This window comes from Calothrix sp. NIES-2098 (assembly GCF_963875125.1).
In the GTDB taxonomy this organism is placed as follows: domain Bacteria; phylum Cyanobacteriota; class Cyanobacteriia; order Cyanobacteriales; family Nostocaceae; genus Aulosira.
This window is the reverse complement of record NZ_CAWNKJ010000002.1, coordinates 16,935-41,477: the sequence shown is the minus strand read 5'-3', so window position 1 is coordinate 41,477 and position 24,543 is coordinate 16,935. Positions and strand designations below refer to the sequence as shown.

18 protein-coding genes and 1 pseudogene are annotated in these 24,543 nt (G+C 40.6%); 9 read left to right on the top strand and 10 right to left on the bottom strand.

What is annotated here, in order from left to right:
- Window positions 1-214: 214 nt before the first annotated feature.
- The 4 genes and pseudogenes from AACU33_RS36530 to AACU33_RS36515 form a co-directional block, all read right to left on the bottom strand.
- A complete protein-coding gene (locus AACU33_RS36530; RefSeq protein ID WP_339376551.1) occupies window positions 215-2,605 on the bottom strand; it encodes a HEAT repeat domain-containing protein in 2,391 nt (796 codons plus the stop codon).
- A 472-nt stretch (window positions 2,606-3,077) separates the two neighbouring features.
- Window positions 3,078-3,269: a hypothetical protein gene (locus AACU33_RS36525; protein WP_339376550.1), complete on the bottom strand. Its 192-nt coding sequence runs from the start codon at window positions 3,267-3,269 to the stop codon at window positions 3,078-3,080.
- A gap of 206 nt (window positions 3,270-3,475) precedes the next feature.
- The gene (locus AACU33_RS36520; RefSeq protein ID WP_339376549.1) at window positions 3,476-3,772 is read right to left on the bottom strand and encodes a helix-turn-helix domain-containing protein; all 297 of its coding nucleotides are present in this window, start codon (window positions 3,770-3,772) and stop codon (window positions 3,476-3,478) included.
- Window positions 3,773-4,012: 240 nt separating this feature from the next.
- Window positions 4,013-4,377: pseudogene (locus AACU33_RS36515) on the bottom strand (Y-family DNA polymerase).
- A 417-nt stretch (window positions 4,378-4,794) separates the two neighbouring features.
- Here AACU33_RS36515 and AACU33_RS36510 point away from each other — a divergent pair.
- Complete coding sequence (locus AACU33_RS36510; protein ID WP_096595547.1) at window positions 4,795-5,067, top strand: hypothetical protein; 273 nt, start codon at window positions 4,795-4,797, stop codon at window positions 5,065-5,067.
- 152 nt (window positions 5,068-5,219) lie between these two features.
- Here the strand turns inward: AACU33_RS36510 and AACU33_RS36505 are convergent, their stop codons facing one another.
- Together AACU33_RS36505 and AACU33_RS36500 are read right to left on the bottom strand one after the other, a co-directional pair.
- Complete coding sequence (locus AACU33_RS36505; RefSeq protein ID WP_339376548.1) at window positions 5,220-5,543, bottom strand: hypothetical protein; 324 nt, start codon at window positions 5,541-5,543, stop codon at window positions 5,220-5,222.
- Between the two features lie 259 nt (window positions 5,544-5,802).
- Entirely contained in the window at window positions 5,803-10,023 is a 4,221-nt protein-coding gene (locus tag AACU33_RS36500) for a DEAD/DEAH box helicase (RefSeq protein WP_096595545.1), read from the bottom strand.
- 675 nt (window positions 10,024-10,698) lie between these two features.
- Between AACU33_RS36500 and AACU33_RS36495 the strand changes: the two genes are divergently transcribed.
- The 6 genes from AACU33_RS36495 (at window position 10,699) to AACU33_RS36470 (ending at window position 20,906) form a co-directional block, all read left to right on the top strand.
- Entirely contained in the window at window positions 10,699-11,499 is an 801-nt protein-coding gene (locus tag AACU33_RS36495) for a ParA family protein (protein ID WP_096595544.1), read from the top strand.
- Window positions 11,500-11,501: 2 nt separating this feature from the next.
- Window positions 11,502-12,614 carry a ParB/RepB/Spo0J family partition protein gene (locus AACU33_RS36490; RefSeq protein WP_339376547.1) on the top strand — a complete coding sequence of 371 codons (1,113 nt, stop codon included), beginning with the start codon at window positions 11,502-11,504 and terminating at the stop codon, window positions 12,612-12,614.
- 499 nt (window positions 12,615-13,113) lie between these two features.
- Window positions 13,114-14,055, top strand: coding sequence for a ParM/StbA family protein (locus AACU33_RS36485; protein ID WP_096595838.1), 942 nt, complete (start codon window positions 13,114-13,116; stop codon window positions 14,053-14,055).
- Between the two features lie 22 nt (window positions 14,056-14,077).
- Complete coding sequence (locus AACU33_RS36480) at window positions 14,078-14,383, top strand: hypothetical protein (RefSeq protein WP_096595542.1); 306 nt, start codon at window positions 14,078-14,080, stop codon at window positions 14,381-14,383.
- A gap of 317 nt (window positions 14,384-14,700) precedes the next feature.
- Window positions 14,701-15,996: a P-loop NTPase fold protein gene (locus tag AACU33_RS36475; RefSeq protein WP_096595541.1), complete on the top strand. Its 1,296-nt coding sequence runs from the start codon at window positions 14,701-14,703 to the stop codon at window positions 15,994-15,996.
- Entirely contained in the window at window positions 15,993-20,906 is a 4,914-nt protein-coding gene (locus AACU33_RS36470; RefSeq protein WP_096595540.1) for an nSTAND1 domain-containing NTPase, read from the top strand. Before AACU33_RS36475 ends, AACU33_RS36470 begins: the two co-directional genes overlap by 4 nt.
- A 207-nt stretch (window positions 20,907-21,113) precedes the next feature.
- Here AACU33_RS36470 and rpsU read toward each other — a convergent pair whose 3' ends face one another.
- Complete coding sequence (gene rpsU / locus AACU33_RS36465; RefSeq protein WP_096595539.1) at window positions 21,114-21,302, bottom strand: 30S ribosomal protein S21; 189 nt, start codon at window positions 21,300-21,302, stop codon at window positions 21,114-21,116.
- Window positions 21,303-21,417: 115 nt separating this feature from the next.
- Window positions 21,418-21,726, bottom strand: coding sequence for an RNA recognition motif domain-containing protein (locus AACU33_RS36460; RefSeq protein WP_096595538.1), 309 nt, complete (start codon window positions 21,724-21,726; stop codon window positions 21,418-21,420).
- A 355-nt stretch (window positions 21,727-22,081) separates the two neighbouring features.
- On the opposite strand from AACU33_RS36460, the gene AACU33_RS36455 reads away from it, so the two are divergent.
- Together AACU33_RS36455 and AACU33_RS36450 are read left to right on the top strand one after the other, a co-directional pair.
- On the top strand, window positions 22,082-22,837 hold the full coding sequence (locus tag AACU33_RS36455; protein WP_339376546.1) for a ParA family protein: 756 nt from the start codon (window positions 22,082-22,084) through the stop codon (window positions 22,835-22,837).
- Window positions 22,837-23,760 carry a ParB/RepB/Spo0J family partition protein gene (locus AACU33_RS36450; RefSeq protein ID WP_096595536.1) on the top strand — a complete coding sequence of 308 codons (924 nt, stop codon included), beginning with the start codon at window positions 22,837-22,839 and terminating at the stop codon, window positions 23,758-23,760. Before AACU33_RS36455 ends, AACU33_RS36450 begins: the two co-directional genes overlap by 1 nt.
- 30 nt (window positions 23,761-23,790) lie before the next feature.
- Here AACU33_RS36450 and AACU33_RS36445 read toward each other — a convergent pair whose 3' ends face one another.
- The gene (locus AACU33_RS36445) at window positions 23,791-24,102 is read right to left on the bottom strand and encodes a helix-turn-helix domain-containing protein (RefSeq protein WP_096595535.1); all 312 of its coding nucleotides are present in this window, start codon (window positions 24,100-24,102) and stop codon (window positions 23,791-23,793) included.
- The gene (locus AACU33_RS36440; RefSeq protein ID WP_096595534.1) at window positions 24,086-24,487 is read right to left on the bottom strand and encodes a type II toxin-antitoxin system RelE/ParE family toxin; all 402 of its coding nucleotides are present in this window, start codon (window positions 24,485-24,487) and stop codon (window positions 24,086-24,088) included. The genes AACU33_RS36445 and AACU33_RS36440 overlap by 17 nt, the downstream gene beginning before the upstream one ends.
- Window positions 24,488-24,543: the final 56 nt, after the last annotated feature.

Genomic DNA, 24,543 nt, shown 5'->3' with positions numbered 1-24,543 from the left:
ATCACTTACTGGTGTCCTATTACTTTCTGACTTCAGATTTGTGTCACCATCTTACGTTCTTATTTATTGTTGGGAGAATAAAAAGTGGGATGCACCCGAAACTGATACTAAGAATCGTATAGGACTCCTATTTGATTTCTGAATAACCAAGTTGGTTATAAGCTTGCTATACAAAGGTTTGTTTCTCAGCATACTTAGCAAGATTCCTATAGGTTTATGGTGTCATGGGAACAACCCCAGTTAACTTACTCAATTTCTGCGGTACTAAGTCAGAATCTTTCGCATTAGTAATTTGAGATAAATAGCAATCAACAACAGCAATCAAAAACCCTTTGATGGCATCTTGATGATTGTTTTTCACCAAATCATCAGCCTTCTTCAAGAAAAGCGATCGCCATTTGCTTTCGTTGCTTTCGTACATGTCCACCAGATACAATCCAGCTAAATATTCGGCTAAAGGATCAAGGCAGAATTTAATTTTATCTTTTGCGGAGCCAATTGTTTGAATTAAATGTAGACTATTTTCCAGATAATCAAGGCGTGTATCTGGATTGTCTGGGTTTAATGCAGCTAAAACAGCTAATAAATCCTCACGTTTTGCTGTTCCTGGTTGGTAATTTTCCCGCAAACATTCCCAAGCAATGACTTTTGCATCTTGATGTACAGTTCTATCATTCAATTTTTCTCCCATAACATAGCGATTTAACTCGTTTAAATATCCCAACATCAAACTGGGAACTGTTTCGGGGACACCACCATTTTGTACAGTAATGTTTGGAGACGCGATATTAGCAATTAATTTTTCGGCATATAATTTTGCTAATAACACCGTGATATTACGTTGTCCCACCATTAATGATAGTTTTGTACAAGCATCAAAAAATTCCTGGTCGGTAAATAAATCTCGCTTCCCTCGCTGCATTAAATACGCTTCCATAAACGACGAAAGCTTGTTTGCTTCAATCCTCAATGGTTTGATAATAGTCTTATTTACTTGTCCTAATTTTTCTTCCAACCGGGAAGTAATCACCAACGCATTTACCGGGAAATCTGGTGAATCTGGTTGTAAAGCTTCACGAGTAGCTGAATTTAGTTCTGAGAATCGATCAACTATGACTAAAATGCGTCTTTTTCTGAGCAGCTTTAACAGCAACTCTTCGCATATTGGTTCTGGTTCATCAATAAGCGATCGCAATTGTCCGCGAATGGCTTCAATTAGTGCCAACTTACCATCAACTTGGCGAAATTCGTCTTCTAAAAGCACAGGCAACATCAAATGTTCGCAAAGTCGTTGATCTTGCTGTGCTTCAATACTCCAATTGGCTATTTGACAAGCTAAACTGGTTTTGCCAATCCCACCTTCACCACAAATTACCAAACAACTGCGCTGTTTCTCAAAAGTTGGACGTAAATTCTCCGGCGTTAATTGGGGTAAGGTATTGCCATCTAAGACAACCGGAATCGGGATATAATTACTACGACTAGTAACTGTGTCTTTTTTGGGAAACTCCGATCGCGCTGACTCAATATACTTGTCTACCCATGCATCCAGCACTTGGGGATGGAAATGAAACCAACCAATAAATAACACGTACCGCAACGGCACATTGATACTGAGAAATGGCAGGGAAAAATCGGTATAAGGTTTTAGAGCATTATTAATTTGTAACAACCATAAAGGTTTGATTTGCAATAATATCAGCCACAGCGAAGGGAGGAAAACTACATAGATTATTAATCCTAGTACTAGCTTATGTTTCAAAATCCACGCGCTCGCAACATCAAATAAACGGGTTTCCTTCTCCGCTTTCAATGCTTCCAAAGGACGACGGATTCGAGCATTATCCACTTCGGTAAAATTATCTTTGTGTGATTCCAGAATTTGAATCACCTGCTCAAAATCCCCTATAACCTTCGCCAATTTTGCACTAGGCAAATTATCAGCCACATCCTGATAACCGCCAAGAATGCTACCCAAACCCTTAACTACTGCATATCGCACATAATATTCGCTATCATCCAACAAAGGAATTAAAACCTTTACCGCAGAATTAGCTTCAGTTCCCATTGCACCCAAAGCCAAAGCTGCATTTTTCCGCACCCGTGGATTACTATCTTTTAACGCATTAATCAAAGACGGAACCGCAACTTTTGCCTCCGTACCAATCCGTCTCAAAGCCGAAGCTGCATAAATGCGAACATATTGTTCCTTATCCTGCAAAGCTGCCATCAAAGCCGGAACCGCAGATTTTGCAGGTCTGCCAATTTCACCCAAAGCCAATACTGCATACATGCGTACTTGAACATCTTCATCCTGCAAAGCTTCCGTCAGCGCACCCACCGCAGTCGCAGCTTCCGTACCCATATCACCCAAAACCCAAGCCGCACGCCAGCGAATGTTACAATCTGGGTTTTTGAGGTTTTCTACCAACGTCGGTACTGCCCCCGAACCAATATTCACAAGTGCATCATGTGCTTCTAAACGCACACGGGCATTGGTATCAATGAGTTTTTCAACTATAGGGGTGATTTTTGTCTCACTAGGAATTTGTGCCCAGCTATTTCCCGTAAACATCAAGAATAACAACAAACACAGTACAGACAAGGTGTAGAATTTTTGGGCGATCGCTTTTGTGGCTTTCAGCAGTGTTATACCTCCAGTTAGGTAACTGTATCTATTTTATTGTTTTTCTGCGATGCAGGAACAAATAAATATAATAGACCTGTCCGAAAATTCCCAAGCCAGACTGTTCAAAGCTTTGGGGCAAAACTTTGATATCTTCATAAAAACGGAGTTATAAGGGTATGAAATAGTTAACGATAGTTTAGAGGCATAAAAATCAACTCCTAATTTCTAAAAAACTTATAATTTTTGCTACTAACTAAGTTGGCAGGACTAAGCTACCAATTCTTAACCTAACTAATCCGCAAACTGTTAAACATAATCTGCTCATAAGTCTCAAGTTTTAAGCGAAATTGCTCTCGAGCTATGCAGAATATTTTAAGCAATCGAATCAAATACTCGATCAATATCCGATTACTAGACAAAGCTTTGTTTTCATCTTTTTGCTGTTAAGTTAGTTCTCGTTTCGGTCTTCTTTATGAGGTCTAGTAATATTTTCGCCACCTTGAAACCCCTTATCACCCGAAAAAGGTTGAGACTTATCAAACTTTTTTTGAGATTTACGAAACAAATTAACGTCGGCTGTTGGACCAGGAACACCTATTTCTACTTCCACGATGTCCTTTCTTTCCGGCATTCCAACCATTAGACTTTTTAATGTATGTTGTCTCTTTTTACCAGAAAAATTTTTTGTTGCTCGGAGTCAGAATCCCTATATATTGGTTGTTCTAGGCTATCGACTAATAGCCGAAAATTGGTTAATACTTCTTGAACAAATAGTAAATCACTCTCATTATTTGAGACTTGTTCTAATAAACTTGATTGGAAAATGTCTCGAAGAATAGATATCCATTAATGGAATGTATCGTTAGCCTCAGTTTTGGAAACACTAAACAATATTTCTAAGACTTGAAATGTTGGCATATGTCTTAAATAAAATAAACATAAACATACTTGTTCTTGGATGAATAACTTTTCTGGACGTCCACCACCAGCCGCATTAATTCTTATTTTTCGGCTCTGGAGTTTAGTTTTAATTTCCTGATGGCGTTGTCTGGCGCAATTTAACAGTGATTGAAATTGTTCGTAACTAATTCCTAAAATTTGTTTTGTTCTATGTGGATATTTCTCGATATAATCAAAAACCATACGTAATTGAGAAAAATGGTAGACACTTAATTCAACGTTTTACCATTTTTCTTTTCCTAAGTTAATATTTCGGACAAGTCTAGTATTTTGGTTTGCAAGTTACTAAAGCGTGCAAGTTTCGTCAGCCAGGATGATTTAAAGAATCGAATTCTCCATTTTATTGACTACTTTAATCAAACAATAGCGCTTACCTTTTAAGTGGACATATAAGGGCAAAGTTTTGGCTATTTAATGCTCTGTTTATTTCTGCCGCCTTGTACTGGCAATAGTCGAAGCATAGGTGATGTTTTGCTTATTTTCGGTAACATCCAGATATGCTTCATCTAGCGCTACCCCTTCTACTAAATCGGTGTAGCGTTTAAATATGTCGTGGATTTGCTGTGAAATTTCTCGGTAAACTTCAAATCTTGGTTTGACAAAGATTAGCCCTGGACAAGAGCGATCGCAATGACTGAAGGCATCGCTGAGTGAATGCCAAATTTTCTGGCTTCGTAACTAGCGGCGGCTACTACACCGCGTTGATTGGGACTGCCACCGACTACTAATGGTTTGCCTCGGTAGCTGGGATGATCCCGTTGCTCTACTGATGCGTAAAAGGCATCCATATCAATATGAATAATCTTCCTCATCCATTTACTGACCGCAAAAACCTAGATTTACAGCGAAATATGCTTTTTTATCCAAAATTTTGCTTCTCAAGAGCTTTGCATTTTATCTACCTTTTTTTGAAAGTTAAATACTGCTGTACTAACTTTATAGTACATAAGCACTCTCATAGCCAGAAAAGATACCTAAAATCATGTACTTGGTATACTGCCCGACTTTCATCTGATGCCCTGAATGAGACCAACCCATAGAAAGAACTTGCGAATACTCAATTGCTCCCTTCAACAGACCGAACAGATTGTCTTGTTTTCACTACTTGTGAAGGGCTATCCAATTACTCACTATAGATGAGGCATAAACATAATTTTTAGCTACATCTGTTTTTCTGCTATCAAGCTTTTATTACCGAGATAAATATGAAACCTATCAAAAAGCCGGAACTACTGATGGTCAAAAAGTCTGTTGCTTCACAGCCAGCAGTTGAGGAAGTTGCTCCTTCAGAGACAGTCTCTGCTGATGAACCTATCATTGAGCAGCAGCCAGATGTGAAGGCAAAAAGCCAATCGAGAGAATATCTTCACATCTACGCTCCAGTGCAAGATTCTCCAGTTCTCCAGTCTGTGGGTAACACTGGCTGGCAGGTGTCTGACATCTGGCGAGATTTACGTATTGATAACTTTTGTGATTGATACTATCTCTATGGTTAGTTTCAACAACTATTGAACTTTTATGCATTTGCAATATAGGGCTATTATTTGATTTCTGAAAAAACTCCGTATCTTTGAAAAGACAGAAAATCAAATGAGTCGGTCTGGAATTAAATTCAGGTCAACAAAACGGTCTAGTCCAGAAATGGCTCGCCCGTTTTTAGTAATGTGCATAAAGCAATTTTATCGTGGGTTTTACCACCACCAAAGCTAGTTTGTAGCCGGGTAATAGGAGAACCGACAGCTTCCTTGAGTAACTGCCCAAACACTTCAGAAATTAGAGTTTTTAAACCGTCAGTAGCAAAAATATTGGCGAAAAATGCTGTCGGATCTTGGTATAATTGGGGTGCTTTCCCTTCCACAACGAGCCGTAACTTGGCGGCTAATAATTCAGGAGAAAGTTCCCCTGCTAAAATTTCTTTTCTAGGAACGCAGGTTTTAAATACTGAGAGAAGCATAGGGATGTGTTGATAGTTTGTATTTGACAGTTGACAGTCAATACCAACCGTCAACAACTGGGTGTTTTTAAAGATACACCCAATTTAATTGATTAATTCTATACAGAATTATGATGTTTTGGCACGGTTTCAAAATTAAAAATTGTGGATTTTGGATTTATTCCACTAATTAATTCGCTTGCTTGAGACCTGTTGAGATTTTGAATTTTCAATTCCACTATTTAAAATCTAAAATTCGGTCATAAAACTTGTGCTAATCTCATACCCCAATCAACTCCAGTAACGCCTCTGTAGATATCTTGCCACTAATATCAGTACCTTCAAGCAGGCTATCTGCCAAATCTCGCTTGTGGTGGTGCAAGTCCACAATCTTATCTTCAATAGTATCTTTTGCTACTAAGCGATAGATAGTCACCGGGCGTTGTTGACCGATGCGATGGGCGCGGTCAGAGGCTTGGTCTTCTACGGCGGGATTCCACCAAGGGTCCATGTGGATGACATAATCTGCGGCAGTAAGGTTAAGTCCTGTACCGCCCGCCTTGAGGCTAATCAAAAATACATCGCCTGACCCGGCTTGAAAAGCATCCACCAGTTTTTTCCGTTCTGCGGCTGGGGTACTGCCATCTAAATATTGATAATTAATACCTTGTTTATCCAGATAATCGCGGATGATGTGTAAATGGTCAACAAACTGACTAAATACCAAAGCCTTATGGCGATTCTCCAGTAAATCCCCTAGCACCTCAGCAAAAAGTTGCAGTTTCGCGCTGGATAGTTCAGTATCAGGCATAACGAGACTGGGATTACAGCAAGCCCGTCGCAGTCTCATAATTTCTGCCAGCACTTGCAGATGTTTCTGACCAGCAATTGCTTCACTTTCGGTCAGTTTGGATATTGCCTCACGGCGCAACGCTTCATAGAATGCCATTTCCTCCCGACTCAACTCTACGTGTAACAGAATTTCGGTACGGGAGGGTAATTCTTCTAATACTTGATTTTTCAGGCGACGCAACAAAAATGGTTGAATGAGTTTTTTGAGTTTGCTGCGTACTTGTTTATCCTGAAATTTCTCAATGGGGATAGCAAAGCGTTGATTGAAGCTTTCAAAGGAACTCAGAAGCCCAGGATTGATAAAGCGGAATAAATTCCACAATTCACCAAGGTGGTTTTCAATGGGAGTCCCGGTGGTAATCAGTTTGAAACCACCTTTGAGGTTCATCGCTGCTTGGGAACGTTTGGTGGTCATATTTTTGATTGCCTGGGCTTCATCCAGGACAATTGTTTGCCACTGCATCTGGGATAGCATTTGCGATACTTCTTCTTGCTGCAACAGACCATAGCTGCACACCAGCATATCAAAGGGTTGTAAGTTGTTGAGTAGTTGCTGGCGATCGCTCCCACCAAATTGCACAATATTAAGAGTAGGAGCGAACTTCTGCGTTTCACTCACCCAATTCATGCACACGGAAGTTGGGGCAATAATTAGGGTTGGCCCCTCATGGGCACGCATCAGGATGACAGCCAACGCCTGCACGGTCTTACCGAGTCCCATTTGGTCTGCTAAGCAGGCTCCCACACCCCAATGTGCCAGCCGCGCCAGCCAATTGAAGCCTTCCATCTGGTAGTCGCGCAGTTCTGCTTGGAAGGTAGAGGGGAGTTCCGGTTGCAGGCTTTGTACTTCCTTCAAACGCTGGATATGTGCCTTCCAGTGTTTATCTGCTTTTACTTTGCCTACCTCATCGACAAAATCCTCTAAGCCTAATGTTGCTAAGGGATGAAAGCGGATACCTTTACTGTGCTTTTCTGAAAACGATCGCAATTCATCAAGACGGTTGCGAAAGGCTTGGGTTAAAGCCAAAAATTGACCATCTCCCAGGGGAATAAAACGACTGGGGGTTTTATCCAAGAGTTCTAAAAGTTGCTGCATATCCAGCACCAGGTCTTTATCCAGTTTCAACTCCCCAGTAGCAGCAAACCAATCTTGCTGCCGTTGAATGGACATCTGACAATCTTTCAAGTCTGCTTGGTGCTTGATACGCAGTTTTTCTCCTTCCGGCCATTCCAGTACCACTGTGTCCCCTAATGCTTGCAGTTCCAGCAGCAGTTCCAAACAGTCCTCTGGATCTTCTATGAGCCATTCCCTATCTTGTTCTTCAGCACGAGTTAAGGTAGGACAGGCTTGAAGGGCGGTATTGGCAAGTTGCTTTTCTTCCTGGAGATTGCGCCTGGTTTGCAGACGCTTACCGTCAATCTCTGCAATTACAGTCTCACCACCTGTGCCGGGACAGTAATAGGGGCCACCTTGGGCAAAGGGACGAGATAGCACAGATATTTTCAATCCAGCATTGGCAGGCAACAGGTGAATGTGGGGTATAGTCTGGGCTGGTACTTCTTCTGCTCCCTCTAGTCCGCCACCGATATCAGAATGCACGGTGACGATGCCAGAGACGGCATTGATGGCGGCTAAGACTTGCTTTTCGGCAGTGGCGGGAACTAAGAGTCGGTTTTCCTTACCGATAATCTCCGCGATGCGTCGGTGTTCGGCACTAATTTCAATTACCTTAATGCGGGTTGGGGTTTCTTTAATAGTGAGGATATTCTGTGATGGCTCTAGTTTGGGAGAAAATTCTAAAATTAAGCGATCGCGTTTACCCTTTTTAACGATTAATTCTGGTTCTCCCTTGACGATTTCTACGCGGGTGGTTGGTGCATCTTCCCAAAATACCAAGGGATGTCCAATTAACGCAGAGATTGCCTTGGCGCTGAAGGTATACTCAACCTTGCCACGATATCCATAATCATAGGAAGTAAATGTTTCAATACAGCCACATACTCTCAGATCCTGAGATGTGAGATAATCAAGCTCACCCAGATTTCCGCTCAGGCGCTTGATGGCTATGGGGCGACCTTTGCTCCACTCACCTTTGGCATTAACCTTTTGTTCGCGTGGTTGCAGAAGACATTTGCTGGGGTAGAAAGTAATAAACCATGCCAAGCGTAGTTCTGCTTGAGCCTTTACAGGTGTTGGCGATGCTTTCTGAAGATTTGCTAGTGCATTTAAGCACATCTCCCAAGGTTCTTGTGGCTGCATCAAGTCAACAATGCTGTCTATGCCGATATCTTCGCGCAGGATTTCTGCTTGGGTTTCATAACTGCTGTGCGGTTTGAGTCGGGACAAGAGTTCTGCACTCTCCATTGCTAACCAGTGATAACCAGATGCCACGGCTTGCTGGTAGAATTCCTCTAACAACCTGGGCAGATGTTTTTTGGCTCTGTCGGTATCTACCCAGTAATGGCACAGGGCGAAAAATAGGGTTTCTAGGCTGTTGTGTTCTTCAGGGAATAGAATGCGGTTGCTGATGATCAATTCTTTTTGAGCGATGTCGCCTAATTGGACTTGCAGCAAGATTTTCAACTGTGCATAAATCGGTCTCAGCCAATGATCTGATTGACGTGCCAGTAAACTTGTATAATCAAGTGCTTCCTGGAGACTTTCCCGCGAACCATCTTTGATTAGTGCCAAGATAAAAAACAAGCCGCCCATAGTACTAAAATACACCTGTCGCTTGCCTGTGGCTTTTTTGATGGCTTTGAGACCAGCAGTGTAATCGGTTATGGCTTGCTGATTATCGCCGCGTAAAAAATTCAACCAACCTCTGTATACAAGGCTATTATCTCGATAATCTTCGGATATGGAATCTAAACTCTGCTGTGCTTCTTGAATACAACCCCGCAGTAGTAATTGTTCTGTCAAAACTATGTGCAGGTAATCTGAGTTATGTCCACCTTCTTTTGCGCATTCTTCTTGCAGTAAGGTAAAGGCTTCATCTGCGGGAGAACATTTCAACGCGGCATTGATGAGGATGATTGATATGCAGTTGTCATATAATTCCTGTGGCAGGGTGCGAAACCAATCGGCATCAAATGGGTTAGTGCAAATCTGCTCGAAGATATTTTCTAGAGATATCTTGTCGTCGTTGTAATTGTATCTGTTATAGTCTTCAATTTGTTTATTAATGTAACTGAGGTTCTGATTGTAAAGACCAATCCGGATTTCTCGAATAAATTGGCGATCGCTTTGGAAATACAGTGGCCCATCTTGCCAACGACTCTTTACTTTGAGCTTGTCTTGCACTGCTTTGACCATGACTTCAAAACAGCCAGCTTTTACTGCCGAGCGAGTAGCAATCTCTACCAGTAATGGATGACACTGAGGCCCCTGTCCTTGTCCTTGAATCAGCAAACCTGCTGTTAGTAATCCATCGATATAAGGTTTTAAGGTGGAGCTAATTAAATATTTGTAATTTGTATCACGCGCACCGATGTAGTTAAAACATTCTAAAAACGAAGTTCTGTTGACAGGTTCGTAAATTACTGAGAATAATTGGACAATTTTTTGCTCTAGGGGTGGTAGCTGGGAGTATGCTTGGGCGAGTTGCGCTTGTAGTTTTTGCTGCCGATCAACCTCAAAAGCGTTCATGGTTCTGATTAGGCGCGTTATATCCACTAATAATAATTTTCGCACCGTTCGGTATTTTATATCCAGAACGTACCAGTTGTTCTTAGGCGAGCGCGGTAATTACTTCAATTCATAGAAAATTCAGACAGTGCAATTGTAGAATTTTAAAATCCGACATGCTAATGTAGCAGACAAAACTGCATATAATAACCTCTACCGTCTTCGTTCTATTAGGCTGCTGCAACTATATTATTGGCGCAAAGCCTGAAAAAAAGTGTGTTTCACCGGTGGGGTATTACTAAACCAAAAGTAGGAGCCAGCCTTATTTACTCTGTAAACAAGCAACTACTTTGATCGTACCAATTTTAGATTTTAGATGATTTCAGTTTATGCACATCTGTGGACAGAACAAATCCTTGTATTCCAAATCGCGAATGCGAGTGCGTCTCTTACCCTTACTCTTTGCTACGCTACCGCCTAGCAATCTCAAATCCAAAATCGATTAACATATCAACCAAAAAGACTGGCTCCGACTGGAAATCGCTGATTAACTCCACCCCTAAACGGTACTTTTTTATTGGTGAGAGGATATCAAATCTAAACGTTTAAACTAAAGCACTTTTTTGCAGTCACGTCCTTAAAAGTAAATATTCAACACCATTATGTCGGATTTTGAAATTCGACAAAACTAATCATATGAAGCAGATAGTTCTTTCACTTTTGGCAAACGCGGGCGGTGTAGGCAAAACTACGCTGAGTGTACACCTTGCTTATGAAATGAGTCGGCGTGGCTTTTCAGTAGCAATGATTGATCTAGATCCACAGCGTTCTTTGGATGTTTTTTGCGGACTACCACCAGCAGAAGCATCAAACACTTTAGTAAAAGTTTTATCGAAAGACTTCAAAGGCAATTGGTCTCTTGTTCGGGTTTGGCAGGATCACAAAGTAGAAGTCTGTCAAGGACATCCACTATTAGCTGAGATAGCAAATGAATTGGTAATTAGAAAACGAGGAGAGTATGCACTAAGCGATCGCCTTAAAAGTTCCCCACTGCCTCATAACTTAATAATTTTGGATTGTCCTGCCACCTTAGGAATGCTTAATGTCAATGCTTTAGCAGCGTCAACACATATTTTAGTACCAGTACAACTGGAAATGAAAGCCATTTCTGGGTCAGCTGAACTAGTAGAATGGTGTATTTCCACAGCGGAGGAATTGCATCTTGAACCAAGACCACCAATTCTCGGTTTTGTACCAAGTATGTATGATGAGTCGGTGGCAATGCATAGACAATATTTAGAGCAATTGCCAGAAATTGCTAATCAGTTACACTTGAAGCTTTACCCCAAAGTTCGCAACTCGAATGAATTTAAAAATGCTAGTGCTCATGGCTTGCCTTTACAGAAATTCCGTCCCAAGCATCCTGCTTGTAAAGATTTCAAACCAATAGCAGACGATTTAGCAGCTTTGATAAAGGATAAAAAGGAGAAGAAATAACCGTGGCCTTACCTAAAATTGCTGACAGATTCAGTGGCGCAATTCAAAAGACAGATCAAGAACAAAAAATTGCCGAACTTCAGTCAGAAGTGGAGCGCCTAAGAGCTACTCAATCCCCAGATTTAGAAATAGAATTGGAAAAACTTCGAGAACAGTTACAAAATCAATCAGGAGAAGTTGAGATTGACTTAGACCTGATCGATTCCAATCCTAACCAACCTCGGCAGACAATTACATCAGAATCAATTCAAGCGAAAGCACGTTTACTCAAAAAGCATGGGCAAATTTCTTCAGTTATTCTGGTACTTCAGGAAAACGGACGCTATATGCTGCTTGATGGTCAACTGCGTACTGAGGGTGCAAGGGTTTTAGGATGGAAAACCATTCGCGCTGTCGTGGTTCCAATGCCTAAAGATTTAACCCAATCTGCACTTATTACTTTTCTTGGCTTTGAGGATTTAAACCCTTTAGATAAGGCAGAGGCGGTATTTAAAGAAGTAACTAAGTCTACAGATTTAACAATAGATGAAATATTTACGCTTTTAGGAACAGTACTTAAACGAATAGAAAGAGATGGTAACAGCAAAGAACTCACAAATCTCATCAATGTTAGCACTGAAAAGCAGCAACAAGGTTTAGAGCAGTTAGGAGTTATAGATACAGAGCAAAGTCTACTTTTAGTACTGTTAGAACTAGGCTTAAATCCAAGTTCTGTAAAAACTAATCTTATGCCAATGCTATTCTTACCTCAAGATTTGAAAGATGCAATTAGGCAAAAGGGCTTGAAGGGCGCTCATGCTTTAGCATTGGCAACACTTTCAGCAAAAGGACTTGACATAAAGGAAGAACAAGCAACTTCCGAGCGAATTGCCGCTACAAATAAAGTATTAAACGAAAACCTGACAGTCCCAGAAACCCGTCAACTGATTAAAGCAATTAAGGATAAATATTTAAAGTACAAAAAATCTGAATCGAAAGAAGTGAAAGCTGTAATTCAAAAAATTAAGGAGCTATCTGAAGATTCGCTACAGGGAGCTAGTCAGGAACAGCTTCAACAGTTACGAGCACTCCTAGAACAAAAGTTAGTAGCGCTCTCTAAAGTTCTCAATGCTTGAATTTATCTTACAGTTTCAATCCCTGAATTTTGCTAATTAAGTTCAAGCGGAGATAAAAAATGGAAGTAATAATCTAATCAGCATTTAAGTTGTATAAAACTAGGGCTGAAACCCTTACTACAAGTGAATCAGCCTGGAAAAATGAATGACGATTAGCTTATAGCCAAAAGATGGCGATTAAAATCACAAGCGCGGCTTATCCCCATAAATAAAAGTTAGAGTTTACGCAGCATGGATTATTGGTCAATGAGCTATTTATGCGCTTCTTGCTCAATCAAATAGTCAGTTGGACTAGTTCTACTACTTTTGTAAAAGTAGAGCACAAAAGTTGACATCGTTACCAATCCACAAGAATTTTTCTAGGGTATAAGTGAGGGCTATATATACCCTATAAATAGTCGGGAATTTTGATACTCAATTTAACCCCTATTTAGGATATATATAGGTGATGCTTAGGGTATTTTTGGCTAATTAATACTTTATGCCCTACTTGACCCCCATGACCAACATTCACGCTTTACAAAAAATTTTTCCAGCGGGCTTTGATAACGGTTACGGTAGCCTGAAACTTTTAGTCGATGGCTTTGATGTTGTTCGCGTACCCAGCTACATTTCTTCCGTTGAGATGGAAGATGTCCCCGGAAGAGTAGTTTTCAATGGTACTGCTTACACTGTCGGCGAATCTGCTTTTCGCACAGGTTATCATTTTGACCGTAATACAGATAACAACGAGAACAAAGTCAATAATGCACTAATTACATTATTGGGTGCATTGGCACATCTGCCACACCGTAAAGCTTGGCATTTAAAGTTAGTCGTCAGCCTACATGATGTTGGTTTGGCAGAAGAATTGAAACAAGTACTCAACGGTGAATACCAACCAATACTTGCTGGCAAAGTTTCAGAGGTAAAGATTGAAGTACTCAAAGTCGTCCCCGAGGGAATGGGTGCATTGTTTGGACAACAACTTCCCCCAAAATTAACCGTTTTAGACTTTGGCAACGGTACAACTCTGTATTCTCGTTACAGCCAAGGTAAGCGGGAAGTTCATACTCCTTATCCCACAGGTGTAGAAGTTCTCATAGAGGATATCTCTCAAAAAATGAAACATCTCAATGGCGGGAAAATCGGCGATCCATCAAAGATTCGATTTTGTCTAGAAATGGGACATACCAGGTATAGCCGTGACATTGATATCAAAGATGTTTATAGTGCTTGTTTAAAAGACTGGTATGAAAAATACTTGAAGAAAGTTGTGAATCTCACACTTGATGCCAAACACACTGGAGATGAAATTTGGGCGATTGGTGGCGGTTGTCTGTTACCTGGATTTAAGAAGTTATTAGAGAAGAATGGTTTCAGAATTCTGGATAATCCGGTAGAAGCTAATGCCTTTGGACTCCTAGAAATGGCTAAAGCGATTGTCAAAAAGAATACCTAAGCATACTTTGTAGAAGATAACAATGGCAGATAAACAAGACTCAACCCCAGAAAAAATTCGCATTAAAGACAGCTACCGCGAACGCATATTTGCAGAATCACAACAATTAGATAAAAGTTACCTAGAGACGCTTTACTTTATCATTGATTGCTATTTTGCATTCAAAAAAGGTGCATTCCCGATATATTCAGCAGTCCCACATACACCTGTTGTTACTCCTAGTGCTACAAAGCAAAACCCAGAAGAACAGTCTACTCCAACGCCATCTACACAGGAAATTCAAGAAACTTCAGATGGCGAAACTTTCACTCTTGATTTTGATTTATAACCAAGTGGCGTGTGCGGGGTTCGCACCCCCACCTACACTGCTCTTTTCTTCACCAGTTTTGGAGAAAGAAAAAACTAAGAAACACTTACTCTATGAAATCTAGATCTGCTTACAGCATGGGTTTTTCGTAGGTAATGTCTCGCAACACTTTTGCACGGTCGTGGCTGGGGAATCAGGGAAAGCTAAGGAGATGAAAAATATTGATCAGACATAAATAATTAGTCAATCTAAAGAAGTTTGTTCCGAAATGGTAGCTTTATCGTCTGTATAATCACTGAGATGGGCAAGAGTGTCAAGCTGATTTCGGGTGATTTGTGATGAAACTAGATTTACTCAGTTTTTTTCAAGCGTGCAACCCCAGCAAGACTCTGGTTATAAGTAAACCAGAGGATAAACAGTATTATATTGATTTCTCCAAAGTGCGTGGTGCCAAGATTATTGAGGAATTAGGGCGAACTATCACCCGCCTTGCACCGGAACAAGCTACTTGTCAATTATTTACAGGACATATAGGTTGTGGCAAATCCACTGAGTTACTGCGACTAAAAGCAGAGTTAGAACACCAGGGATTTCATGTGGTTTATTTTGAGTCCAGCCAAAGCCTGGATATGGCTGATGTTGATGTTACAGATATATTATTGGCAGTTGCTCGTGAAGTAAGTCAAAGTTTGGAAGCAATAAAAATTAATCTCAAGCCTGGATACTTTCAAACTCTGTTTACTGAACTTGCTGAATTTTTACAAATGCCGATAGAACTTGGGGGAGAGTTATCTGTAGGTATTGCCAAAATTACTGCTAAAACTAAAGATAGTCCCAAACTTCGCGTCCAACTGCGACAATATTTAGAACCGCGCACCAATGGTATTTTAGAATCAATTAACAAAGAATTACTCAAGCCTGCTAGAGAAAAACTGGCGCAGCAAGGTAAAAAAGGACTGGTGGTAATTGTCGATAATCTCGACCGAGTTGATAATTCTTTTAAGTCATCTGGTTATTACCAACCAGAATATCTCTTTGTGGAACGTGGTGAACAGTTAAAACAGCTAAATTGTCACGTAGTTTATACCATTCCCCTAGTGTTGATTTTTTCCAATGCTTTAGGTAGGTTAACAAATCGCTTTGGAGTAGACCCTAAAGTTTTACCGATGGTTCCTGTAAAGCTAAATGGTTCGGAATTTCCACAGGGAATGACACTACTAAAACAAATGATTATGTCCAGGGCTTTTCCTGGTGTGAGTTGGGAACAAAGTCAGCATTTGATTACCGAAGTTTTTGATAGTCCTGATACTTTAGAAAGACTGTGCTTAGTTAGCGGCGGTCATTTGCGAAATCTGTTGATGTTATTATTTCGTTGTCTTCAGCAAGAAGACCCACCCCTGTCGCGAGAGTGCGTAAATAGGGTGATTAAACAACGCTGCAATGAGCTAACTTTAGCAATTACTGCTGATGAATGGGAAGTACTGCGTGAAGTTGCGCAGCAGAAAAGCTTGAGAGGTCATGAAAGATACGAACTTTTGCTTCGCAGTATGTTTGTATTTGAATACCGCGACGAAGATGGTTCTTGGTTTGATATTAATCCAATTTTGGCAGAAGCTAAGGAATTCTGGTTATGAGTAATCAGCACGAACTAGAAAATTTAGCTGCTGAAAATGAGCTTTCATTGCAAACTCTGGTGCGAGCAATTACCCTTTCTCAGGGAGAATTTTCGTTGATTTTGCTACGCTGTAATTATGCAGCTTTCCGTCAGGATATAGTACAACGCCTACATCAACTATCTCCTGTTAAAATTCGTGAAATCACCTTACCTGTGTCAGTAAAAACTCTTTACACGTCTATATATGAAAAACTGGGAGATGAACAGCCATCAGCGTTAATAGTTTTTGGTTTGGAATCTGTTAAAGATATTGATACAATTCTAACTTCAGCTAACCGAGTACGGGAGGAGTTTAGAAAAAATTTTCCGTTCCCTGTGCTGCTATTGATTAATGACCAAGTACTGCAAAAGCTGATCAGATTAGCAACAGATTTTGAGAATTGGGCAACAATAATTCATTTTGCGATCGCAACTCCTGATTTAGTTCAATTCATCAAGCAAACATCTGAAGAAGTTTTTGCCAAAGTTTTAGATGCGGGTGCTGGGAAATTTCTCGATAATTCTGCACTCAACCTGGAAATCGGTTCGCCGCAACGTGTGGAACTTGAGTTAGCACAAGCTGAACTCCAAAAACGGGGTGTGGAGTTAGATGCAGAACTAGAAGCCAGTTTAGAATTTGTCCTGGGTCGAGATGCGGTTTCGATGGAACAGTCGCGCCAGCATTATGAACGCAGTCTAGCACTTGCGCGACAGAGTTTTAACTTAGAGCAGGAAGGATGTGTACTGCACAATTTGGGGTTATGGTGGCGTACCTACGCTATCCAGCATTTAGCAGAACAGGAAGCTGCTTGCTTACACGCTAAAGATTATTATCATAAATGTCTAGAACTATTTGAGCGAGCAAATCGTCCCGACTTGGTAGCAAAGTTTATTAACACTTTGGGAGAAGTACTGCAAACGCTTCAGCAGTGGGATGAATTAGAAAAAGTTGCTCAAAAAGCTTTAAGTCTATATCAAATTTATCCAGATTGGTTCCGAGAAGCAAGAGCTTATGGATTTCTCGCTGAAGTAGCACTTGCTGATTCTGCTTGGAATAAAGCTAAACAAGCTGCTGAAAAAGCGCTTTCTATTGTAGCTATTAACCAATCCACCCAACCCAACGCTAATTTAGAATTGGTGCGTTATTATCATCAAGGTTGGTATTTATTTGCACTAGCCAGAGCGCTACAGCAGCTTAATAAGGTGCAAGATGCTTTAGCTACTCTAAAAGCTGCAAGAAGAGAAACTAAACCTCAATACGATCCAGAGCTTTACATTCGGATTTTGGAAAGGTTGCACAACATTTATTACCAACAGGGTCAATATCTTGCAGCTTTTCATATTAAACAAGAGAAAATTCAAATTGAACATCAATATGGTTTTCGTGCTTTCATTGGAGCAGCTTATTTAATTCCTCAGCATGAGGTAATTAACCCAGCATTATTCCAAGCAGAAAAGCTTGTAAAAGTTGCTCAAGAAATTGCTGTTTCTGGTCGGCAACAAGATGTAAATCGTCTGATGAATAGAATGAGCCGTAATGACCATAAATTGACTGTATTTCATGGTCAGTCAGGAGTAGGTAAAAGTTCAATCTTAAACGGGGGATTAGTACCAGCACTGCAACTGAAATCAATAGATGCTCGTGATGTATTACCCATTGTCATACGAGTTTATACAGATTGGATGGGGATATTAGCAAAGTGTTTGGTAGACAATGATACATCTAGTAACTCTATAGAATTTATCTGTGAAACTTTGCAGAACAATACCGAGCGTAATTTGTTAACAGTTTTAATTTTTGATCAGTTTGAAGAATTCTTCTTTGTTTACACAGATCAAAGTAAAAGACAGCCATTTTATAAGTTTCTGCGCTTGGTCTTGGACATTCCTTTTGTGAAGGTTATTCTCTGTTTGCGGGAAGATTATTTGCATTATTTATTGGAATGCGATCGCCTGTTAAATTTTACAACCATTAATAACAATATTTTAGATAAAAATGTTCGCTATTACTTGGGAAATTTCTCGTCAGTAGATGCTAAAGCTGTTGTGCAAAGTCTGATCGAGCAAACCCACTTTCACTTAGAGCCTGCGTTGATTGATAAATTGGTAGAAGATTTAGCAGACGAACTTGGCGAGGTACGCCCTATTGAGTTACAAATCGTCGGAGCGCAACTCCAAACAGATAAAATTACCACTTTAGATCAATATCTTCAGTTGGGAACAAAAGAAAAACTGGTCGAGCGATTTTTAGAAGAAGTTATTAAAGACTGTGGTTCGGAAAACGAACTCTGTGCCAGAGTAGTTTTATATTTACTAACAGATGACAAAGGCACTCGTCCCTTCAAAACTGCTGACAATTTAGCGGAAGATTTAAAAACAGCAGATATTGTCCCAGAAAAAGAACAACTAAATCTAGTCTTAGAAATTTTAGTTGGTTCTGGACTGGTGTTAAAAATTCCTGAAGACCCTGCTGACTTATATCAACTAGTTCATGACTATCTAGTATCTTTTATCCGACAGTCACAACAAGTAAGAGAATTAGAAGAACGGAAAAAAGAAAAGGAAATACGACAACAGGTTGAAGCAGAACTCAATCATGTTCTCGAACGACAACGTAATAACGCGAAACGACAACGAAACTGGGCGATCGCTGGAAGTGCTATGATGACCTTTTTGGCAATCGTATCAGTAATATTTGCGTTCCAAGCAGAGTATCAAAGAAAACAATCAGAAAAAAACCGAATAATAGCCATTAGTAAAACTTCAGAAGCACTTTTTACCTCACAGCAAACATTTGATGCTTTCTTTGAAGGTATCCATGCTGGAATATTACTGAAAAAATTGCCTTCTGCACAAAGCGATAGTCAACTTCGCACCCAAGTTGTAGCGGCGCTACAACAGTCATTTTATTGGATAGTAGAACGCGATCGCTTGGAGGGACACCAGGCTTTGATCTGGGGTGTGACTTTCTCACACGATGGTAAGTTGATTGCTTCAACTAGTTATGACCATACTATAAAACTCTGGAATCTAGATGGGAGCCTGTACAAAACTCTTGAAGGACATAAAGATAAAGTCTTGGGTGTGAGTTTTTCACCTGATGATCGGATAATTGTCTCAGGCGATTTCAAAGGCATCATCAGATTTTGGCGACGGGATGGCACCTTCCTAAAAGAAATCAATACACATAGTAAGGGAGTTGATGACGATAAGGGAGTTTATAGTATCGATTTTTCACCTGATGGGCAGACAATTGCCACAGGAAGTCGGGACGGCACACTCAAACTCTGGAAACAAGACGGCACTCCCTTAAAAACCCTAAAAGCCCATGAATATGGAGTCAACAGTCTCGCTTTCTCACCAGACGGTAAGATGATAGCCACTGGTGGTCGTGACAGTACTTTAAAACTCTGGACATATAATGGTAATCTTCTTCATACTATAAAAGGCTATGAAGACTTTGTTTGGGATGTTGCTTGGTCAACCGATAGCCAGACAATTGCTGCTGCGGCTGGTAGCGACCACAAAATAAAACTCTGGAATCGAGATGGCACTTTATTAAAAGATTTTAAAGCACATAAAGATGGCATCAATAGTGTGGCTTTCTCTCCGGACGGTAAGATGATTGCTACAGCTAGTGATGACAAAACTATAAAGCTTTGGAAGCCTGACGGTACCTTACTGACAACTTTATCAGGACATACCAATGGAGTTTATAGTGTCAGATTCTCACCTGACTGTAAGACCCTAGTTTCTGCCAGTGCTGACAGTACGATGAAACTTTGGCAAGTTGGTAGTATGATTTGCTCACGCAACGCTAAAATTCCTACTGCTGGGGCTGACAGCAAGATGAAAATTCAGATTGGTAGTGGCGTGGTAAGTACTCTAAATGCTCATAGCGATCAGGTTAATAAAGTACATTTCTTACTTGGTGAGAAAATAATCGTTTCAGCCAGCAATGACAAGACTGTGAAACTCTCGAAGCTCGATGGTACTTTAAACAAAACTTTTGAGGGCAATAACGTTAGTTTCTCACCTAATGGTCAGACAATTGTTACTGCTAATGATGATAATACAGTGAACCTCTGGAAACATGGCGGTAAATTCCTGAGAACACTTTTTCAGAACAGCGATCAGATATTCGACTTAAATTTTTCACCTAACGGTAAGTTTATTGCTTTGGGTAGCAGGGATAACAAAGTCATAATATTACAGCCAGATAGCAAAAAGTATCAAGTTCTCAACAAGCATCATGACTGGGTAAAGGCTGTAGCTTGGTCGCCAGACAGTCAGATGCTTGCTTCAGCTAGTGATGACAACACGGTGATACTTTGGAAGCAGGACAACAAAGGCGAATTTTATAGATATGAAACTCTTACAGGAGACAAAGGGCATAACAGTTGGGTTTTGAGCGTTAGTTTTTCACCTGATGGCAAAATGATTGCTACGGGCAGTAATGATAAAACGGTGATACTTTGGCGGCGGGACGACAAAGGCAAGTTTAGCTGGGACAAAAAGCTGATAGGGCACACCGGTCAGGTTAATGGCGTCAGTTTCTCACCCAAGGGGGATCAAATTGCTACAGCTAGTGATGATAAGACTGTAAAACTCTGGACACACGATGGTAATTTAATCAAAACTTTAACTGGGCATAGCGATCGCTTATTAAGCGCGGCTTTCTCAGATGATGGCAAGACTCTGGCCTTAAGCAGTGCTGATGGCGCTATAATTCTTTGGAATTTGGATGAGCTAAATCATCTCAATAATTTAGATAGCTTACTGGTACGTGGCTGTGATTGGTTACATGATTATTTGAAGAATAACTCTACAGTGAATGAGAGCGATCGCCATCTCTGTGACGATATTAAACAGAAGCCATCCAGTCAATAAGGGCTGGATCTAGCAAAGGTGACACCAAGGGCAAAGCCGCGACCGGGCAAGAACAGTGAACAGCATTGGCTCTCAGAACTCTTGCCTATATTAATTTTCAGCTAGCTCAGAAAATTTCATTCTTACTTTTTGATTACTTGTGTTGATTTCCATAAATAAAACCCTCATAAAATATCTGAGGGAATTGATTAATATCTATGTCATTTATCAAGTGCGGAAACGTCTTTTACTTTGTTTGTGCAAGGCAAGTTTTTTGCGCTTGGATTTTTCAATCGGCGTTTCAAAGTGACGATGTTTCCTCATATCTTGAAAAATCCCGGCTTTGGAAACTTCTCGCTTAAACCGACGTAAGGCTGACTCAATGTGTTCATTGTCACCCACTACTATTTGGGTCATTATCTCTCCTATTAAATTGACTTAATCAATGGCGCGAGCAGGCGCTAACATTGCAAAAAAGACAGACTCCTTGTCTGACCTAAAGACTGGCTTGTAAAATTCTTGGTTTCAAAGCTTAGTAGCGTCCGCGTCCACCACCGCCACCATATCCCCCGCGATTACCACCAGAAGAACCTCTGTCTTCTCTGGGCTTGGCTTTGTTAACTTTGAGTCCACGACCCATCCAATCAGCACCATCAAGAGCTTCGATAGCTGCTTCTTCCTCAGCATCTGTTCCCATTTCCACAAAAGCGAAGCCTCTCGGACGGCCTGTTTCTCTGTCAGTAGGTAGTTGAACCCGCTTTACAGTACCATATTCAGCAAAAACCCCCTTAAGATCATTTTCTGTAACTTCATAAGAGAGGTTGCCTACATAAATTGACATCGATTTTCTCCAAAATCATAAATGTGTGGAGATTTAAATTTCGGAGAGAAGTCTGTGAATCCTAAAAACAAACACTTTCACCGAATTAACTCTCGTTTTCTAGGATGACATAGAAGGTAAATCTACGCATCCAGTAAATAGTTAATAGATGGTTAACCCTGATGTGATGCCTACTAGCACTACTTATTATCAATAAATTACTGACAAATTTACAGAATTACTGATTTTAGTCTATGATAACCACTCACAACAGAAATCTTATTTTGTAAGTATGTAATTATTATGACATTCCAGACAATCATCAGTAGCAATAGCTTAAGCTAAATTAACTCTAGTTGCTTCATCAGTGAACGCTGTGTCCCTTAAGATTATTTCTTTTTTTAATCAAGCTGGTGGAACTGGTAAAACCACCCTGACGCAGAATTTGGGTTATCAGCTGGCTCAACAGCGACATCGAGTTTTGCTAGTGGATATTGATCCTCAAGCATCACTTACTGCCTTCATGGGTTTAGAACCGTTCGAGTTGAAGCAAACCATTGCTGATTCGTTGTTAAAAGATGCTCCATTACCGCTCCACCAGAATATACACGATGTAGACTTGATTCCCAGCAACATTCTGTTGAGTGCCATTGAGGTACAACTTCATTCTGTAATAGCTCGTGAATGGAGGCTCAAGCAAACATTATTAACTGTGCAAGACAGTTATGACTTTGTACTCATTGACTGCCCTCCCACATTGGGAATTTTTAGTATTCTGAGCTTGGTAGCTTCTACTCATGTACTTATACCAATTCAAACCCACTTTAAAGCTTTTTTAGGTGTGGAACTACTGCTAGACTCTATTCGCCAAGTAAGAGAACGTATTAATCCTGGACTGGCGATTGCTGGTGTAGTGCCTATGATGCACGAAAGCCGTACTAGCCAAGGTAAAGTTATTCTTGATGGCATCAATGAACAACTGAGTCCTATAGCTCCAATTTTTCCGCCCATTCCTAGAACAATTAGCTTTGCTGATGCTTCGATGGCAAGACAGCCCTTGGCGGTTTATGATCCTAAACACCCATCTGTCCAAATCCTGGAAGCCATTGCTCAGAAACTGGAGGAAGTTTAATGCCACCAAGAAAATCTAATCGAGTAGCACCAAAGCTAAATACGGTTGATGCCTTCCTTAGTAGCTCTTCTAACTCATCATCTACTACAGCCCCAATTGAAAAGATTCGATTACCGCTCAAACAACCACGTCGCTACTTCGACCCGGAGAAGTTAGCCCAATTAGTGCAGTCAGTCAGAGAACATGGCATTTTGGAACCATTGCTAGTTCGTCCACTGCATGATGGGGAGTATGAGCTAGTAGCTGGTGAACGACGGCTACGGGCTGCGCGTGAAGTTGGATTAGGTGAAATCCCGATTGTCTCTCATGAATTGGATGACAAACAAGCTCTCCAAGTAGCCTTAATGGAGAACTTACAACGGGAAGACCTTAATCCAGTGGAAGAAACTGAGGCAGTGCTAGAGATTTTGTCGCTTTCCTTAGAAATACAACCGAGTGAAGTTGTGTCCATTTTGCACCAGTCTTTCAACGCAAAACAAAGAGGTATTGAATTGAATCAGAACGTTCTGATTCAACTTGAACAGATTGAAACAGTATTGTCTCAAATAGGACGTTTCAATGCTGGAACATTCCGCTCTAGTCGAATTCCTTTGCTAAATCTTCCTGACGATATCCTTTCTGTACTGAGGCAGGGCGAGATTGAGTACACTAAAGCTCAAGCAATTGCACGAGTAAAATCAGAACAGCTACGTTCTGATTTACTCAAAATAGCTATTGCTGAAAATTTATCTCTAAGCGAAATCAAGACGAAAATAAAAGAACTGACACCTGAAACAGAAACAACACCAGATAGAGTTTTAGCTCAACGATTAGCTGAGATTAGCAAGCGACTACAAAAAAATAAAGGAGTGAGTGTTCAGAAGAATAGAACACGCATATTAAAGCTTCTGGATGAGTTAGAAAAACTCACATCAGAAAATTAGGCTGATGAAAGCATTGTCACCTATATGTCACTATGCGCTTTGTTCATGTGACAATGGAGTCAAATGAATCACTACTCGCTGATTAAGAGCCTGAGCGATTTTTTGGAGCATTGACAGAGAGTGTCCCTCGTAATCAGCATCTTCCAGCCGTGCAATCACAGGCTGTTTTGTGCCAATAAGTTCAGCCAGTTGTTTCTGTGTTAACCCCGATGAAGTTCTAGCTTCATAAATTAACTGAGCCACTTCTGCATTAATTGAAGCTTCTGCTACCATTGCCTCAAGCTCAGGGTCTCTGCTAGTCAGCTTATCAATTATTTTTATTGCATCATTGGTCGAAGCCATTATCTTCCTCCTCTACATAGGTATGAGCTTCTGGGTTTTTTTCAAATAAAAGCTTTCGAGCGCTCGCTCGTTCAATATCAATTGGTGGTACAGCTGCTTCTTCTTTCGTGATAGCGTGAGCCAGAATCGCCACATTTTGCCCATGAAAGAAGTACAGGATGCGGTATTGCACATGAATATGCTTTGCTCGAAGCTCATATATTCCGTCGCTTAAGTAATCTGCTACAGGGCGACGGAGTTCATATCCTGATGCCGCCAATTGTTTGATTCGAGCAACACAGTTTGCATAACCTTTGCGGTCTTCTTTCAAAAGTCGCGTCAGCCATTCAAGGACAGGAACTTTCCCTTCCTCTTCCTGGTAGAAAACAACACGGGTTTTAGGCACAGCTTCCTTTATAAATATATCAATATTGTTATATTAATGCAACGAAGTAAACTCCA

Bases quoted from the DNA above. Each gene is read 5' to 3' on its own strand.
- AACU33_RS36525 (WP_339376550.1), bottom strand. From the start codon at position 3,269: ATGGTTGGAATGCCGGAAAGAAAGGACATCGTGGAAGTAGAAATAGGT.
- AACU33_RS36520 (WP_339376549.1), bottom strand. From the start codon at position 3,772: ATGGTTTTTGATTATATCGAGAAATATCCACATAGAACAAAACAAATT.
- AACU33_RS36510 (WP_096595547.1), top strand. From the start codon at position 4,795: ATGAAACCTATCAAAAAGCCGGAACTACTGATGGTCAAAAAGTCTGTT.
- AACU33_RS36505 (WP_339376548.1), bottom strand. From the start codon at position 5,543: ATGCTTCTCTCAGTATTTAAAACCTGCGTTCCTAGAAAAGAAATTTTA.
- AACU33_RS36500 (WP_096595545.1), bottom strand. From the start codon at position 10,023: ATGAACGCTTTTGAGGTTGATCGGCAGCAAAAACTACAAGCGCAACTC.
- AACU33_RS36495 (WP_096595544.1), top strand. From the start codon at position 10,699: ATGAAGCAGATAGTTCTTTCACTTTTGGCAAACGCGGGCGGTGTAGGC.
- AACU33_RS36485 (WP_096595838.1), top strand. From the start codon at position 13,114: ATGACCAACATTCACGCTTTACAAAAAATTTTTCCAGCGGGCTTTGAT.
- AACU33_RS36480 (WP_096595542.1), top strand. From the start codon at position 14,078: ATGGCAGATAAACAAGACTCAACCCCAGAAAAAATTCGCATTAAAGAC.
- AACU33_RS36475 (WP_096595541.1), top strand. From the start codon at position 14,701: ATGAAACTAGATTTACTCAGTTTTTTTCAAGCGTGCAACCCCAGCAAG.
- AACU33_RS36470 (WP_096595540.1), top strand. From the start codon at position 15,993: ATGAGTAATCAGCACGAACTAGAAAATTTAGCTGCTGAAAATGAGCTT.
- rpsU (WP_096595539.1), bottom strand. From the start codon at position 21,302: ATGACCCAAATAGTAGTGGGTGACAATGAACACATTGAGTCAGCCTTA.
- AACU33_RS36460 (WP_096595538.1), bottom strand. From the start codon at position 21,726: ATGTCAATTTATGTAGGCAACCTCTCTTATGAAGTTACAGAAAATGAT.
- AACU33_RS36450 (WP_096595536.1), top strand. From the start codon at position 22,837: ATGCCACCAAGAAAATCTAATCGAGTAGCACCAAAGCTAAATACGGTT.
- AACU33_RS36445 (WP_096595535.1), bottom strand. From the start codon at position 24,102: ATGGCTTCGACCAATGATGCAATAAAAATAATTGATAAGCTGACTAGC.